At 31.7% G+C, this 16,524-nt stretch carries 17 protein-coding genes; 11 read left to right on the top strand and 6 right to left on the bottom strand.

Translation table 11 applies throughout. From position 1 onward, the window contains the following. Positions 1–58 precede the first annotated feature (58 nt). Complete coding sequence (locus ACWJJ2_RS10185) at positions 59–226, top strand: zinc-ribbon domain-containing protein (protein WP_165412632.1); 168 nt, start codon at positions 59–61, stop codon at positions 224–226. A gap of 150 nt (positions 227–376) precedes the next feature. Here ACWJJ2_RS10185 and ACWJJ2_RS10180 read toward each other — a convergent pair whose 3' ends face one another. After that, positions 377–541 (bottom strand): hypothetical protein, encoded by a 165-nt coding sequence (locus ACWJJ2_RS10180; protein ID WP_165412633.1) that lies wholly within the window; start codon positions 539–541, stop codon positions 377–379. A gap of 231 nt (positions 542–772) precedes the next feature. On the opposite strand from ACWJJ2_RS10180, the gene ACWJJ2_RS10175 reads away from it, so the two are divergent. Further along, complete coding sequence (locus tag ACWJJ2_RS10175; protein ID WP_216303179.1) at positions 773–1,498, top strand: hypothetical protein; 726 nt, start codon at positions 773–775, stop codon at positions 1,496–1,498. Positions 1,499–1,541: 43 nt separating this feature from the next. Beyond that, a complete protein-coding gene (locus ACWJJ2_RS10170; protein WP_216303178.1) occupies positions 1,542–1,967 on the top strand; it encodes an acyl-CoA thioesterase in 426 nt (141 codons plus the stop codon). Positions 1,968–1,997: 30 nt separating this feature from the next. Here ACWJJ2_RS10170 and ACWJJ2_RS10165 read toward each other — a convergent pair whose 3' ends face one another. Then, complete coding sequence (locus ACWJJ2_RS10165; RefSeq protein WP_216303177.1) at positions 1,998–2,606, bottom strand: 3'-5' exonuclease; 609 nt, start codon at positions 2,604–2,606, stop codon at positions 1,998–2,000. Between the two features lie 252 nt (positions 2,607–2,858). Here ACWJJ2_RS10165 and ACWJJ2_RS10160 point away from each other — a divergent pair, with 252 nt between their 5' ends. The 3 genes from ACWJJ2_RS10160 (at position 2,859) to ACWJJ2_RS10150 (ending at position 7,132) form a co-directional block, all read left to right on the top strand. Then, on the top strand, positions 2,859–4,532 hold the full coding sequence (locus tag ACWJJ2_RS10160) for a LytS/YhcK type 5TM receptor domain-containing protein (protein WP_462953223.1): 1,674 nt from the start codon (positions 2,859–2,861) through the stop codon (positions 4,530–4,532). 4 nt (positions 4,533–4,536) lie between these two features. Further along, positions 4,537–5,238 (top strand): LytR/AlgR family response regulator transcription factor, encoded by a 702-nt coding sequence (locus ACWJJ2_RS10155; protein WP_216303175.1) that lies wholly within the window; start codon positions 4,537–4,539, stop codon positions 5,236–5,238. Between the two features lie 457 nt (positions 5,239–5,695). Next, complete coding sequence (locus ACWJJ2_RS10150) at positions 5,696–7,132, top strand: carbon starvation CstA family protein (RefSeq protein WP_216303174.1); 1,437 nt, start codon at positions 5,696–5,698, stop codon at positions 7,130–7,132. Positions 7,133–7,205: 73 nt separating this feature from the next. Here the strand turns inward: ACWJJ2_RS10150 and ACWJJ2_RS10145 are convergent, their stop codons facing one another. Together ACWJJ2_RS10145 and ACWJJ2_RS10140 are read right to left on the bottom strand one after the other, a co-directional pair. Continuing rightward, positions 7,206–8,255, bottom strand: a complete 1,050-nt coding sequence (locus ACWJJ2_RS10145; protein ID WP_462953222.1) for an amidohydrolase — start codon at positions 8,253–8,255, stop codon at positions 7,206–7,208. A gap of 241 nt (positions 8,256–8,496) precedes the next feature. Beyond that, positions 8,497–8,676 carry an asparagine synthase gene (locus ACWJJ2_RS10140; protein ID WP_216304641.1) on the bottom strand — a complete coding sequence of 60 codons (180 nt, stop codon included), beginning with the start codon at positions 8,674–8,676 and terminating at the stop codon, positions 8,497–8,499. A 225-nt stretch (positions 8,677–8,901) separates the two neighbouring features. Between ACWJJ2_RS10140 and ACWJJ2_RS10135 the strand changes: the two genes are divergently transcribed. Continuing rightward, entirely contained in the window at positions 8,902–9,066 is a 165-nt protein-coding gene (locus ACWJJ2_RS10135; protein WP_165412643.1) for a hypothetical protein, read from the top strand. Positions 9,067–9,380: 314 nt separating this feature from the next. On the opposite strand, the gene ACWJJ2_RS10130 is transcribed toward ACWJJ2_RS10135, so the two are convergent. Beyond that, a complete protein-coding gene (locus ACWJJ2_RS10130; RefSeq protein WP_165412644.1) occupies positions 9,381–9,794 on the bottom strand; it encodes a hypothetical protein in 414 nt (137 codons plus the stop codon). A 325-nt stretch (positions 9,795–10,119) separates the two neighbouring features. Here ACWJJ2_RS10130 and proB point away from each other — a divergent pair, with 325 nt between their 5' ends. Both proB and ACWJJ2_RS10120 read left to right on the top strand, forming a co-directional pair. Next, on the top strand, positions 10,120–10,938 hold the full coding sequence (gene proB / locus ACWJJ2_RS10125; RefSeq protein ID WP_216304244.1) for a glutamate 5-kinase: 819 nt from the start codon (positions 10,120–10,122) through the stop codon (positions 10,936–10,938). Positions 10,939–11,003: 65 nt separating this feature from the next. Further along, positions 11,004–12,260: a glutamate-5-semialdehyde dehydrogenase gene (locus ACWJJ2_RS10120; protein WP_462952579.1), complete on the top strand. Its 1,257-nt coding sequence runs from the start codon at positions 11,004–11,006 to the stop codon at positions 12,258–12,260. Between the two features lie 117 nt (positions 12,261–12,377). Here ACWJJ2_RS10120 and ACWJJ2_RS10115 read toward each other — a convergent pair whose 3' ends face one another. Further along, positions 12,378–12,515: a hypothetical protein gene (locus tag ACWJJ2_RS10115; RefSeq protein ID WP_216304246.1), complete on the bottom strand. Its 138-nt coding sequence runs from the start codon at positions 12,513–12,515 to the stop codon at positions 12,378–12,380. A 306-nt stretch (positions 12,516–12,821) separates the two neighbouring features. Between ACWJJ2_RS10115 and ACWJJ2_RS10110 the strand changes: the two genes are divergently transcribed. Next, positions 12,822–14,165 (top strand): nucleobase:cation symporter-2 family protein, encoded by a 1,344-nt coding sequence (locus tag ACWJJ2_RS10110; protein WP_462953221.1) that lies wholly within the window; start codon positions 12,822–12,824, stop codon positions 14,163–14,165. A 68-nt stretch (positions 14,166–14,233) separates the two neighbouring features. After that, the gene (xdhA, locus tag ACWJJ2_RS10105; protein WP_462953220.1) at positions 14,234–16,513 is read left to right on the top strand and encodes a xanthine dehydrogenase subunit XdhA; all 2,280 of its coding nucleotides are present in this window, start codon (positions 14,234–14,236) and stop codon (positions 16,511–16,513) included. Positions 16,514–16,524 lie beyond the last annotated feature (11 nt).

The raw sequence follows: 16,524 nt of genomic DNA, 5'->3' as shown, positions 1-16,524 counted from the left end.
AAATTATTGTTAATCAAATTTAGATTTTAATTTCCAAATAAAAGGAGGAATATTTAAAATGGAAGACAAAAACTTAATTTGTAAAGATTGTGGGAAAGAATTCGTATTCACTGAGGGCGAACAAGCTTTCTACAAAGAAAAAGGATTTGAAAATGAACCACAAAGATGTGTTGATTGCAGAAGAGCAAGAAAACAACAAAATGATAATTCATCTTTTAGAAGATAGTATAAATAAGTGCAAAGCCCTATAAAACTTTGGTTTTATAGGGCTTTTTTTATTTTCTAGGAAATTGTAAAAGTGCATAAGGTAGTGAAGTGGAAACTACAAACTAAAAAACTCCAGAAACATTCTGGAGTTTTTCTAGCGATAAAAATATTATTTGTTATGAGATAATTTAGAGCGTTTAGTCAATTTGTCATTATTTGCATCAATTTTCACGCCATTTTCAATTCCTATATCACCACCGCTTTGGGGGAACATTTTTCTCAGTTCGGCGTTAGTTTTTTTATCAGTTTTCATGTGACTTTTATTATTGTCCATAAGTATTACCTCCTTTTATATTAGGGTTATATAATAATATAACCTAATAATCATAAAAATATTTGCATGAGGAAGTTACTATAAATAGTAGAGATATTTTTACCTTTTTAAGTAATTAAGTAAAATAATATTTTGTGAAATTTGTATTTAACAATTTTAAATAGAGGTGTAATATTAATATGGAATATTTTTTATATGATTTAAAAATAATTTAGGAGGAAGTGACGTAATATGCCTTTTAATGTATACGATAGAAATAGGAAATATTTAGGGTTTATTCAAGCTGCATATCCACAATATACAAGTGTATTTATGGTTGCTAACACAGATATTAAGTTGGAAGAGAAGGATTTTAATAAAAGCAAAATAAAATTGGAGTTAGCTAGCTTTTTGGGCTGTAAAAACATTTTAGGGAAAATTAATGAACCAAGATTAAGCAAAAGCATAGATAATGTAATGAGAAAAGAATTTGGAAAATTTAAAGATAATACCTATGAAGAATTGTTGAAATTGGTATATCTTAGAATATTACGTTGTGAAGAAAAATTTCATTATAAAAGCATCCCAAATGAAGAAATCAATGCATATTTCTTGGTGGATATTAATAATGTTATAATTGAAAATGATTCAATAATTATGAATGAGGATACAGTATATGTTAGTAATGAAAAAATAGGAAATGATATTCCTATGGTTGCAAAGATTATTGATTATCCAAGAATACAAATTGATAGCATGACCTCAGGACAGGGGTTGCTATTAGGGGCAGACATTGCAGATTTGGCGGGAAGAAACCATATTCACAGGACAAAACTAAAAATAAAATCAGGAAATTTTGTATGTGATCTTAATTTGCCTGTAGAGTTATACTTGAAAAAGGGTGATACAATTCAAATATATGTATATAATAAGGTTATTAAAAGGATATTTTGCGATGGTATAATATATGAATTCTAATAATGTTTAGGGTTTAATACGAATGAAGACTGGAGAAATGAAAATGTATATCAATGAAACGAAATTAAAAGTAAGGTATGTAGAGACGGATCAAATGGCGATTGTGCATCATTCAAATTATTACTCTTGGTTTGAAGTAGGTAGAACGGAGTATATAACAGAAATAGGCATGACCTATAAACAGGTGGAAGAAAATAATATTATGTTACCAGTGGTAGAGAGCTCTTGTAGGTACATAGAAGGTGCAAAATATGAAGATATAATTATAATTCAAACATTCATGAAAGAGCTAAATGGGGCTAAGGTAATATTCAATTATAATGTTATTAGAGAAAATGACGGGAAAATCTTAGCTAAAGGCAGTACAACTCATGCTTTTGTTAATGAAAAATTTAGAGTTGTAAATCTTAAAAAAGTTAATATGGAGATGTGGAGTGGATTTGAAAAACTCTTTGAAAAGATAGAATAATGTACGATTATTCTATCTTTTCATTATAAATTATTCAACAAGCTTTGAAAAATAATGTTTAGGGATAAAGCCTTTCTTAATACCTTCTGTAACTAGCAAATAGGTTGCAGTAGTATCAAATCTAGCATCGTGAAAATTTGAAGTATCTCCAAAATATTCATTGCTTTTTAAATTTATATGAGTCTCATTTAACTTAAGAAATTTAATAGTTTCTGATAATTTTGGGTTTTTATATCCACCTCTTGAAGTAAGAAGTTTGCATATATCTTTATAATATTTCATTGTACAAAAAGTATGGCTAAGATTTAGCTTATGCCCACAACTTTCAAGTTCATGAGTTAAAAATTTTATATCAAAATTAACATTGTGTCCTATAAGAATGTCTGCGGTTAAAAAGTCATCAATAAAATCTTCGTGAGAATCTTCAAAAGTTTTGCCATTGCTTAGTTTAAATAAAGCCTCTACACTGAAACCATGCACATCTTGCGCAGATGGCTCTATATAATCTACTGTAAAGAAGATATTTTTACCTATTGTTTTTGTTGGTTTATAATTAGTATCAACAAGGATATAACTTAGTTGACATATATTACCTGGCCTTATGCCAGTAGTTTCTGTATCAAAAAAAATCATTCGCATTAGAGACCCTCCTGTAGTTATCACCTAGGTGTATATTTACAATTAATAGAATAATGTATAAAGGCTATTTAAAGTATTTCAACATTTCGTATTAATTAAAAATAACCTTATAGTAATTATAGCATAGATAATATATCTTTATATATTATAGAATGTTGTATATACTATTTATAAAGCCTTCTTTAATCATGTGTGAAAAATAGACTAGGCTAGTTATTTTTAGATATATTGGGTGAAATGGAGTTAATATGTATGATCGAATTGTTAAGAAATCTTACTAATAATTTAGGGTATGTGATTCTTATTGCTTTTTTCGTTTCTAGGATAGGGAGCTTTAAGAGGATCGTTCAAAAAGATGAGTTCAAAAAAAAAGATCTAATTATGCTCTCAATAATTTTTGGAACATTTGGAATTTTAGGGACCCACACGGGAACAGAGTTTAATGGAGCGATTGCTAACACTAGAATTATTGGAGTAATGGCAGGGGGAATATTATGTGGTCCTTTTGTAGGAATACTTGCAGGGGTTATAGCTGGAATCCACAGGCTACTAGTAGATGTAGGAGGGGTTACATCAATACCTTGTACAATCGTAACTATAATTTCAGGAATAGTTGCAAGTATAATATATAAAAAATCAAATGAAAATAACAAGTGGTTGTATGGGCTAATTGGTGGGATTCTAATTGAAACGTTAGAAATGATTTTAATACTTGTGATGGCACATCCTTTTAGTAGGGCCTTAACAATTGTGGAAAGTATATATTTACCTATGAGCTTTACAAATGCCATAGGAATCACAATCTTAATATTAATAATTCAAAAAATACATAAGGAAAAGGAAGAAATCGCAGCAAAACAAGCACAAATAGCTTTGGAAATAGCTAATAAAACATTGCCATATTTTAGAAAAATGCAAGAAAATTCATTTGAAGAGATATGTGGAATAATAAAAGATTCAATTCATTCAGATGCAGTATCTATAACAAATAAGGAGTATATATTAGCTCATGTAGGTGTAGGAGCTGATCATCATATAAGAGGAAAACGGATTGTAACAGAAGCTACAAAAAAAGTTATTAGAGAGGGAAACTTACTTTCTTTAACTAATGCAAAACAGATAGATTGTCCTAATGTTAAGTGCAATTTGAAATCCGCAATCATTGCTCCTTTGAAGGAAGGAGACGAAATGATAGGAACATTAAAAATATATTATTGCAGCGAGGATGCAATTTCCTTTAGAAATATAAACTTAGCCGTAGGATTATCCCAACTAATTTCTACTCAATTAGAAATTAGTAAATTAGGAGAGCTAAAGAATATGGCAAATAAGGCTGAAATAAAGGCGTTACAAGCTCAAATAAACCCTCATTTTTTATTTAATGCACTAAATACTATAATTTCATTTATTAGACTTGATCCTAACCGTGCAAGAGAGTTAATTATAAATTTATCCACTTACTTGAGATATAATTTAGAAACAGGAGAAAATCTCGTAGATATTTACCGTGAACTAGAGCAGGTTAAAGCATATATAGAGATAGAAAAAGCAAGGTTTGGAGAAAAACTTCATGTAATTTATGATATTGAAGACGATTTAGATGTCAAGATTCCAAATCTGATCATTCAACCAATAGTTGAAAATTCTATTAAACATGGTATTTTAGAGGGGAAAGGATACGGCAGCGTGACAATTGAAATTAAAAAAATTGCGGCTGGTGACATTACAATAGTAATTGAAGATGATGGAGTTGGAATTTCAAAAGAGATTATAGAAAAAGTCTATGAAGGTAAAATGGAAGAAAATAAAATAGGCATGTCAAATGTTCATAATAGATTAAAGTATATTTATGGTGAAGGATTAAGGATAGAAAGACGTACGAGTGGTACTAGAATCAATTTCAATGTGAGGGAAATAAGGGAGTGACGATATGAATTGTATTATTGTTGATGATGAATATCCTTCAAGAGAGGAGCTAAAGTACTTCATAAATAATTTCAGTAGTATAAAAATAATGGATGAATTTGATGATTCTATTAAGGCATTAGAGTTTATTGAGCAAAACAAACCGGATATTATTTTTTTGGATATCAATATGCCTAAATTAGATGGAATGGCATTAGGTAAAATTATTAATCACTTCCCGAAACATTACCTTATTATTTTTATTACGGCTCATAAAGATTATGCTGTAGATGCATTTGAAATTCAGGCTTATGATTATATATTAAAGCCGTATTCAGAAGAGCGTATAGTTAGTACATTAAAAAATATTGAGAAATTTTTCGATAAAAAAAGTATAAATAATAAAATAACACTTTGGAAAGATAATAAAATGATGGTGAGGAGTATGATTGATATTTCTTATTGTGAAGCAAGAGAAAGAGAAACATTAATTTATATTAAAGGAATGCAATACAATATAAATTGTAGCATTTCTGAGTTCTATAAAAAGCTTCCAGAAGAATTCTTTTTTAGAGGTCATAGATCATATATTATAAATACTGATAAAATAACTGAAATAATTCCATGGTTTAACAATACCTTTATGTTAAAACTGCAAGGTGAAGAAGTACATATACCGGTAAGTAGAAATAATATAATTGAGTTTAAACAACTAATGGGCATATAAAAGTACTCCATGCGCTTTTTTTGTTTTTTCATGTATAAAACTGTATTTAATTCTTAATAATATATTATAATTATGTAAATATAATATAATTATGTTAATAAATTGAAATGTAATTATAAATATTGAGGAGGAGTTAAAATGGTATCGTTTATTTTAGCAATTATCGCCCTTATAGTAGGTTATTTTATTTATGGTACAATTGTAGAAAAGGCCTTTGGGGCAGATGCTGTTGCAGCTCCGCAGGAGATGATTTAAGGCATATGAAAATAAAGATGATTGTTACAAAATAGTATATTAACGGACTTTTTATAAAATATAGACCATATATTGCAAATTTACAAACAATGGGTATATAAAAGCACTTTATGTGCTTTTTTTGTCGTTTCATGTATGAAAGCGTATTCAGTTCTTAAAAATACATTATAATTTAGTTGATAAATAATTAGGGGGAGTTCAAATGGTATCATTTATTTTAGCAATTATAGCGCTTATAGCAGGTTATTTTATTTACGGCACAATTGTAGAAAAAGCTTTTGGAGCAGACGAGTCAATTAAAACACCCGCTGTAAGGCTAGCGGATGGTGTAGATTTTGTTGAAATGCCTGGATGGAAGATTTTCTTAATTCAATTTCTTAACATTGCAGGATTAGGACCTATATTTGGAGCAATTGCAGGTGCAATGTGGGGTCCAGTTGCATTTTTGTGGATTGTCTTTGGATGCATCTTTGCAGGTGGAGTTCATGATTACTTTTCAGGTATGCTATCAGCAAGACATGATGGTGCAAGTATTCCTGAAGTTGTAGGAAAATATCTTGGTAAAGGATTTCAAAACTTTATGAGAGTGTTTTCGGTAATAGTTTTAATACTAGTAGGAGTAGTTTTCGTAACTGGACCAGCAGGTATATTAAAAGATTTAACAGGTATGAATTTTCAACTATTAGTTTATATAATATTCGCATATTATTTACTGGCAACAATGGTTCCAATAGATAAGCTTATTGGAAAAATATATCCTATATTTGGATTTTGCTTGTTGATTATGGCAGTTGGTATTGCTTTTGCTTTAATCTTTGGTAGGTACCATATTCCAGAAGTGACACTATCAAATTTGGTTAATATGCATTCAAATTCAGATAAAAATCCAATATTTCCTATGTTATTCATAACTATTGCTTGTGGTGCTATTTCGGGGTTCCATGCAACTCAATCGCCTTTAATGGCAAGGTGTATAAGTAGTGAAAAACAAGGTAAAAAGATATTTTATGGTTCAATGATCGTGGAAGGTATAGTTGCATTAATTTGGGCAGCGGCAGCAATGAGTTTTTTTGGAGGAGTAGATCAGTTAAATGCTACTATGGCGATTAGTGGTCATACAGCAGCGTGGGTAGTAAACGAATCTTCAATTAGTTTGCTTGGAAAAGTTGGTGGAATCTTGGCTATACTCGGGGTTGTAGCATGTCCTATAACTTCTGGTGATACAGCGTTTAGAAGTGCAAGATTAACTTTGGCTGATGCATTTAAATTTAGTCAAGGTCCTATTAAAAACAGATTTGTAATTAGTATTCCACTATTTGTGGTAGGATTTATATTAACTAAGATGGATTTTGCAATAATATGGAGATACTTTGGATGGTCTAATCAAACTTTAGCTACTATAGTATTATGGACAGCGGGTATGTATATGGTTAGTATGGGTAAAAAACACTGGATGGCAACGGTGCCGGCTACATTTATGACAGCCGTATGTACTTCTTACATCTTAATTGCCCCAGAGGGGTTTAAACTTTCACAAAATATTTCATACACGATCGGGATTATAGGAGCAATTGCAGCAATGGTAATTTTCTTGATTGCATCAAAAAAGGTAGAATTAAAAAGCAACATTAATATATAAAATTTCTTTTGAATCTCATTACAAAATAAAGGCTGTTAACATAAATATTATGTTGACAGCCTTTAAAATTCCTTTAAAATTCCTTTGAAATTTCATTTTTTACAATTTCACCATTGACCATTACCAATGCTACTTTACTTCTTAAATCAAAGGGATGTCCACTATATATAACAATATCGGCATCCTTTCCAATTTCCAAGCTTCCAACAATGCCATCTATGCCAAGTATTTCTGCAGCATTTATAGTTATTGCCTTAAGGGCCTCTTCTTCATCCATACCCTCTCTTGATGCAATGCCAGCACATACTGGGAGATATTGAAGTGGGATAACAGGATGGTCTGTCATTATGGCTACTTTTATACCCGCTTTTGATAAAATTCCAGGCGTTTTAAAAGTTAGATTTTTAAGTTCTACTTTTGATCTATTAGAAAGCGAGGGACCTAATATTACACCCTTTTGAATGCCTTCTTTTAAATAATCTATAATTAAGTGGCCTTCTGTGCAATGATCAAGGGTTATATCTATATTAAATTCCTTTGCAATTCGAAGAGCAGTAAGGATATCATCAGCTCTATGAGCATGAGCTTTTAGAGGTATTTCTTTTTTTATGACCTTTGCTAAAGCTTCCATTTTCATGTCAAATTCAGGCGTTTTATCAGGATTTTCACCAAAGGCGACTTTCATAGCAAGACACTCATTTACAATCATATCATCAATTCTATTTCCATAGGTTTTAATAACCGTAAACTGTCCACCAATTACATTGGCGCTACCTGGACCAGTTGCAACGGTTGTTATTCCAGCGTCGATTGCATCTTTGAAACATATATCCATAGGATTAATAGCGTCGATTGCTCTTAAATGAGGGGTAACTGGGTCAACAGCCTCATTACCATCAGCACCTTCAAAGCCCATTCCGTCTTCCCACATTCCAAGATGGCAGTGTGCATCAATCATTCCTGGCATAACAAACTTATTTTTAACATCGATAATTTCTGCGTTACGGGGTGGATTTACGTCATTTGCAATAGCAATAATTTTACCATGATCGATTAAAATCATTCCATTTTCAAAATCCTTATTTGCCATACTGTGTATATTGGCATTTTTAATTAAAATCATATAAACAACTCCTCAATTATTAGATATACTAACATTTCTATAATGAAATTATTATACTAATACTATTATAACATTGATTAGTAAATATTGTAAAAAGATTTTATGGGGAATTTAGAGATTAGATACTATAAAAAAGCTGATTAGAAATTGAAATTTCTAATCAGCTTTTTTGTTTATTCTAAATTATTTTTTTTGAAATTAGAAAGACTTTTTAATATTTAGACAAATGTAACAAAGTAAGTTATCGTCTGTGTTCAACCAAATCAATTGCTCCTAACACAATGTGAGCAAGCCCGAAGCCAATAACACCTGCTTCAATCATAGGAAGCATATTTTTTTTATTCATACTGTTTTTTGAAAATGATGCTCCAGCCGTAGTAACAACTGCACCTAACATAGTTGGAATTAATCCTTCACGCATATTAAAAGACCTCCCTTTTTAATAATATGTTAATATATTTTACAAATATGAGATTATTAATACTATAAAATATATAGAATATAGTCTACATATTATTAAATATGGATTATAATGTATTCACATTTTATATTCATATTTAATAGTTTTAGAATAAAAGTTATCTTCTAGGTAAAAATAAGATATTACAATATTTTATTAAAGTTTAGAGGAGGTAAATAAAAGTCTATGAAAAAAACAAAATTGCCAAAAGGTCAGCATGAAGAGGAAGTTGAAAATATAAAAAATTTGCTTGAAGAAGGCAAGGGCATGATTGAAATTTTAAACTTAACAAGTTTAAATGAAGAGGAAGTCATACAGATTAATGATAAAATTAGAGGAAAGAATAAATAATAAAATGTATTAGTATTAAACAAAATAATATGTAAAAGATAATAAGGTAATGAGGCATATTAAAATAAATTTAAGGAGGAAAAATTATGGCGAAAAAAGGAATGAGTAGACCGCAAGCTCAGCCTAAAGGTGATAATAATAAGAAAATGAAGAAAGACGATGCTAAAAGGGTTCCAGTGGTAGGTAAATAAAGAAAATATAAAAAACTGCTTATTTTATAAGCAGTTTTTTATTATAAATCAATTACCACCATGTTGACTCAACATGGCGGTTAATTATAATTAGGGACTTAGTTGTAATCTAAAATTTGGTAATTATTCATATAACCCAAATCCGGTAATAACAACCATATCCCAATCAGTTTCTTCATTTTTAATCCAATGGTATTCAATGCAAAGTTCTTTTAACCAGGCATTAAGGCCACTACTTTTCTTGCTTACGTTCGGGGATTGTCTTCCAAAATTTTCCCTAATCATTTCAAGTAATTCTATTTGGTCTTCTTTTCCTAGCTCTTTATCTAGCATGTCGTCTATAACGTCACAACACTTTTCATAACATTTTTTGTCTTCAACATACAATTCGTCCGCAAGTAGCTGTCTTTTATTATTTAAAGTGTGTTGTACATTTTTAATTTCATCTAAATTTGATAAGTATTTCTTAGCTATGTTCATAGCGGAAATCTCATTATCTATTCTAACTATTGCTCTTTCTAATTTTGCATTTCTCATTTTAATCTTCCTACTTTACATTTTTTATTTAGTCATTAACTAAGGCATCTTAAAAAAATAACTAGTAAGCATGATAGTCTATTTTTTAGATGGCTAATGACAATAGATTAATTATATCATTAAATTCACTATGATACAAAACTCTACTTAAATAACCTCATCCTAAAAATCAAAATTTTATAAATTAATTAACCCTGGTAATTTATATGGTGTAAAATTAAATTAGTATTATGTATAAAATATCTTTTAAAATTTTAAAAAGTATGGTAAATTTATAAAAACAGAAAATTAAATTAAATATTAGAATGAGATGGGGAGTGGTTATATGAACAGTAGAAAAGAATATTTAAAAGGTGTAACAAAAATTGTGGTAAAGGTAGGAACTTCAACATTAACCCACTCTACAGGATTATTAAATTTTAAACGTATTGAAAATCTTATAAGACAATTGGCAGATATTCATAATCAAGGAATTCAGGTTGTACTAGTCACCTCTGGAGCGATAGGAGCAGGCATGGGGAAATTAGGGTTTACGGTGAGGCCGGAAACAATACCAGAAAAGCAGGCAGCGGCCGCTGTAGGTCAAGGCATTTTAATTCACATGTATGAAAAGTTTTTTTCAGAGTATGGAAAGACTATAGCACAGATTCTTTTAACAAAAGAGGATATCGTAGATAATACAAGATATCTAAATGCCCATAATACGTTTTTGACGTTACTATCTCAGGGGGTTATACCTGTAGTAAATGAAAATGATGCTGTAATCGTTGATGAAATAATGTTTGGAGACAATGACACATTATCTGCAATGGTAACAAGTCTAATAGGTGCGGATTTATTGATAATACTTTCCGATATTGATGGATTGTATGACTCAAACCCTAGGACAAATTCTGATGCGAAAATCATTTATAATGTATCCGAGATTACTGATGAAATTAAGGAATCTGCAGAAGGTGTAGGGTCAAATCTTGGAACTGGGGGTATGGCAACTAAGATTAAGGCAGCAGAAATTGTAGTAGCTGCAAATGCATCTATGATTATTGCAGAAGGCTCTGAACCTAATATTATTAATGATATTTTAGAAGGTCGTGAAGTAGGGACATTATTCGAAAGAAATACAAAAACCATGAGCGAGAGATAGAATAGGTTACACATTGTAATAGCATAGCTGTTATCTATGCTATAAAGCGCCAAGGAGGAGAAAAATTGAATTTTGAAGATTATATTATAAATATAGGCAGACGTGCTAAAGATGCGTCTAGAATCATGGTTACTGCTAGCACTAATGCGAAAAATAATGCACTTTTACATATGGCAAAAGCTTTAATAAACAGTGAAAACGCTATAATTGAAGCAAATATTAAGGATATGGAATTAGGTAAGAAAAATAATTTGTCTGTTGCAATGCTGGATAGATTAATGATTAATCAGCAGAGAATTGAAAATATGGCTGAGGGACTTAAAAATGTTGCATCACTTCCTGATCCTATAGGTGACGGAATAAAAAGATGGAAAAGACCAAATGATTTAGATATTTCCATGGTAAGAGTTCCATTGGGCGTTATAGGTATGATATATGAGTCAAGGCCAAATGTAACTGTAGATGCAGCAGCTTTATGCTTAAAGGCAGGTAATTCAATAATACTCAGAGGAGGTTCAGAGGCTATAAATACTAATATGGCTTTAGCTAAAGTTATTAAAAAAGCTGCTACTTTCGCAGGACTACCAGAAGGGTGTATTCAGCTTATTGAAATGGTGGATAGAGAATTAGTAAATAAGTTAGTAAAGCTTAATGATTACGTAGATGTAATTATTCCTAGAGGTGGCGCTGGACTTAAAAAAGCCATTATAGCAAATGCTACTGTACCAGTAATCGAGACAGGGCTAGGTATTTGTCATATATATGTGGATTCAGAGGCTGATTTAGGTATGGCGGAAGAAATAGTAGTTAACGCTAAAACTCAAAGACCGGGAGTATGTAATGCAGTAGAAACAGTACTTGTACATGAAAATATTGCTAGTGAGTTTTTACCAAGGCTTGCACAAAGACTTTATGGATTAGGTGTGGAAATTAGAATATGTGAAAAAGGAATTGAAATTATTAAAGATGCGAAGGCTGCGATCGACGCGGATTGGGATACTGAGTATTTGGATTTAATAGTTTCAATTAAAGTTGTTGAGTCAATGGAAGAAGCTATTGACCATATTTTTAAATACGGAACAAAACATTCAGAAGCTATAATAACTAATAATTATAGAAATTCGCAGAGATTTTTAATGCAAGTAGATGCCTCTTGTGTATATGTAAATGCTTCTACAAGATTTACAGATGGCGCAGAATTTGGATTTGGTGCAGAAATAGGTATAAGCAATCAAAAACTTCATGCTAGGGGCCCAATGGGGCTTGAGCAGTTAACAACTACAAAATATCTTATATATGGAGATGGGCAAGTTAGGGAATAATGAGCTACCTCAAAAGTAAAATTTATGTAGGGTAACTAAAATCATATTAATATTTTAAATTAAAAATAGTAAAAGCACTGCCAATATTATTGAGTTTCTAATATTGACAGTGCTTTTTTAGATTTTAGTATTTTTTGTACATAGCTTTAAACATTCACCACAGCCCTTAATTATATTGGAATGCAACAATTCCATTTCTTGTCCATTTGCCAAGGCTGCAGAAATAGCTAAGGGGTTAAAAGTTTTGTAAATCATTGACTTTTATTTGTCAAGATGGTAATCTTGACGAAGGGTATAATAGGAAAAAAAACAATATTTTTACAAAAAAATAACAGAGCGTTAGTTATTTATAAATATTCTAAATGAATCTAGAAAACGTATACGAAAGGTAACTATATTTATTGTATGCATCCTAAAAAAAGGCGTAATAAATATAGTAAGTAGGATTATATTATTCATTCCTTTGTAGTATTTTGAATTATCACAATGTCTAGAGTACAAATACAGTCTCCATTATTGTAAATTTATTTATAATTTAATTATAAAAGGGGGATATATTCTATGAGGACAGTAAATTCACCTAGAAACAACGATGGTATCTTGTATAAGGTAAACGACAAACCACCAATCCACATTACAATCATACTTGCTTTTCAACACATTATGGCGGCGTTCGGAGGTATTGTAGCAGTTCCACTAATAGTTGGAGGTGCTTTAGGACTACCAGTGAAAGACATTGCATTTTTAGTAAGTGCCGCATTATTTGCAGCGGGCATCGCTACATTTATTCAAGCCAAAGGAATTGGTCCTGTAGGGTCTAAACTTCCATGTGTTATGGGAACTGATTTTACATTTGTTGGACCATCTATAGCAGTAGGTTCTGCTTTCGGGTTGCCGGGAATGTTTGGTGCAACAATAATGGGATCTTTCATTGAGATTTTTTTAAGTTATTTTATTAAACCACTGAGGAAGTTTTTTCCACCAATTGTAACGGGAACTGTTGTTATGTTAATTGGTTTAACTTTAATACCTGTATCAATAGATTGGGCTGCTGGTGGAGTCGGATCTAAAGATTATGGAAGCGTGAGGAATGTATGTATAGCGTTTGCGGTTATGTTAGTAATTGCTTTATTAAATAGATACGGTAAAGGACTCATTTCTTCTGCATCAGTTATAATTGGTCTGGTATTTGGATACACAATATGTTTTCCATTAGGAATGCTTGATTTTTCAGCAATTGCAAATGCTAGCTGGATTGAATTTCCAACAATTTTCAAATATGGTGTTGCCTTTAAGCTCAGTGCATTTGTTGCATTTATTACAGCGTATCTAGTAACAACTGTTGAGACGGTAGGATGTCTTATGGCTGTTGGTGAAGCAGCGGGAAAAGAGGTAACTTCAGAAGAACTTTCAAAAGGTATACTTGCCGATGGTGTTGGGTCTCTTATAGCAGGATTTGTTAATGCTGGGCCTAATACATCATTTTCGCAGAATGTTGGGCTTATACCACTTACTAAAGTTGCAAGTAGATTTGTAGTTGCTGTTGCTGGAATTATTTTAATGGGACTAGGTATATTTCCTAAAATTGGTGCCCTTATTGCAATTATGCCAAGCCCGGTTTTAGGTGGTGCCGGTATTATAATGTTTGGAATGATAGTATCAGCGGGAATTAAGACTATTAAAGGTGTAGAACTTAACAACAGAAATATGCTTATACTTGCGATTTCAATTGGAATAGGGTTAGGAGTTACTGTAAGGCCAGACCTTTTAAATAGTATGCCGTCAGCAGTTAAAAGTTTCTTTTCTTCAGGTATAAGTGCAGGTACAGTGTCAGCTCTATTACTTAATTTTGTATTAAAAGAAGAATCGAAAGCTAACTTAGATTCAAAAACAGTTTCACAATAAAAAATATTATTAGATCATAAGAGGTTATTGAATATAATAAGGACGCATTTATATAAGGAGGGAAAAAAATGAGTATTGGGAAAAGTATTAAGAGGGTTGATGCTTTTGATAAAGTAACTGGACGGGCACTATATACAGATGATTTTCAATTAAATAATGCTCTAGTTGCTAAAGTTCTTCATAGTAAAATTGCGAATGGTCTTGTTAAAGCTATTGATACTACAGAGGCGATGAAACTTCCAGGGGTTGTAAAAATTGTAACTTGTTTTGATGTTCCTGATATTAAATTTCCAACAGCTGGGCATCCTTTTTCAATTGACCCGAGTCATGCGGATATTGCAGACCGAAAGTTACTTAATCAAAGAGTTAGATATTATGGTGATGACATAGCAGCTGTAGTTGCTAAAGATAATGTAATTGCAACAAGAGCAATTAATCTTATAAAAGTTAAATACGATGAATATGAACCATTAATGTCCATAGAAGCTGCCTTAAAAGAAGGGGCAAAAGCAATCAATGAAGATTACCCTGATAATATTCTTTCGCATACAAGTTATGAAATGGGTAATTATGATAATGCGATAAAAGAACAAGGACTTATTGTTTTTGAAGGGGAATACGAAACTCCGGCCGTTAAACATTGCCAGATTGAAAATCCAATTTCCTATGCATATGAAGAGGGAAAAAGAATTGTTGTTGTTTCATCAACTCAAATCCCTCATATTACAAGACGTGTAATTGGTCAAGCACTTGGTGTTGATTGGGGTAAAATCAGAGTTATTAAGCCATATATAGGGGGTGGGTTTGGGAATAAACAAGATGTTCTTTATGAACCACTTAATGCATATTTATGTAAGGCTATCGGTGGTAGATGTGTCAAACTTGATCTGACCCGGGAAGAGGATTTTGCTAATACCCGCGTGCGTACTGCCATGAAAATCAAAATTAAAAGTTATCTAAGATCAAATGGACGATTTGTTGCAAGAAAAGTTGAAATATATGGTAATAAAGGCGCTTATGCATCACATGGACATAGTGTAACAAATAAAGCTGGCCACGCATTTAAACAGATATATCAAGATGCGGTTGCAACTAAAGGGGATATGTATTCGGTATTTACGAATATGCCTCCATCTGGTGCCATGCGTGGTTATGGGATACCACAAATCACTTTTGCGCTTGAATCCCATATGGATGATATTGCAATAAAACTTGGGTTAGACAGGATTGAAATAAGAAAACTTAATGCTATGAAAGTAGGTTTTGTTGATAATCAGGTTAAATGCAATTGTAATGGTCTTTACGAATGTATCGAAAAAGGTAGAAAATATATTGATTGGGACAATAAAATTAAAGAATACCAAAATCAAACAGGGCCTGTAAGAAAAGGTGTTGGTATGGCAATATTTAGTTATGCAACAGGTGTTTATCCAATATCACTCGAAACAGCATCTTGTAGGATTGTGCTTAATCAAGATGGTTCTGTTCAAGTTCAAATGGGTGCGACAGAGATAGGTCAGGGGGCAGATACGGTATTTAGTCAAATGGTATCAGAGGTTCTTACTATTCCAATTGAAAATGTCCATATGATATCAACTCAAGATACAGATATTACACCATTTGACACAGGCGCTTATGCATCGAGGCAGTCTTATGTATCAGGGATGGCTGCTAAAAAAACTGCTATAAAGCTCAAAGAAAAAATAATTGAGCACGCAAATTTCATGTTAAAAGTTCCATCAGGAAACATTGATCTTAAAGATAATAATATTATAAACAAGGAAACTGGTGAAGTTTTAGTTTCACTTAAAGAAGTTGCTATGCATGCGCTTTACAATGTAGAAAGATCAATTCATATAACAGCTGAAGAAACAAACCAATGTAAATCAAATACGTTTTCCTTTGGAGTATGTTTTGTCGATGTTGAAGTTGATATTCCCGTTGGTAAAATTAAAGTTATTAAAGTTATTAATGTACATGATTCTGGTAAAATTATTAATCCAGCACTTGCAGAAGCCCAGGTACATGGTGGTATGAGCATGGGACTCGGTTATGGTTTAAGTGAGCAGCTATTGTTTAATGAAAAGACTGGTAAACTACTTAATGACAATTTACTAGATTATAAATTTCCAACTATGATGGATACACCACACCTGGAAGCACAGTTTGCGGAAACATATGATGTGTCAGGGCCTTTTGGTAACAAGGCACTAGGAGAACCGCCTGCGATCCCCGTTGCACCTGCAATTAGAAATGCTGTGCTAAATGCTACAGGAGTTCAGTTTAATGTTGCTCCGTTAACGCCACAAAGACTTGTAGAAAAATTTAAGAATCAAAATTTGATATAAAGATGGAGGCG

Source organism: Clostridium sp. CM039 (assembly GCF_055081075.1).
Note: the sequence above shows the minus strand (reverse complement) of the source record. Positions and strands in the feature narration are given on the sequence as shown.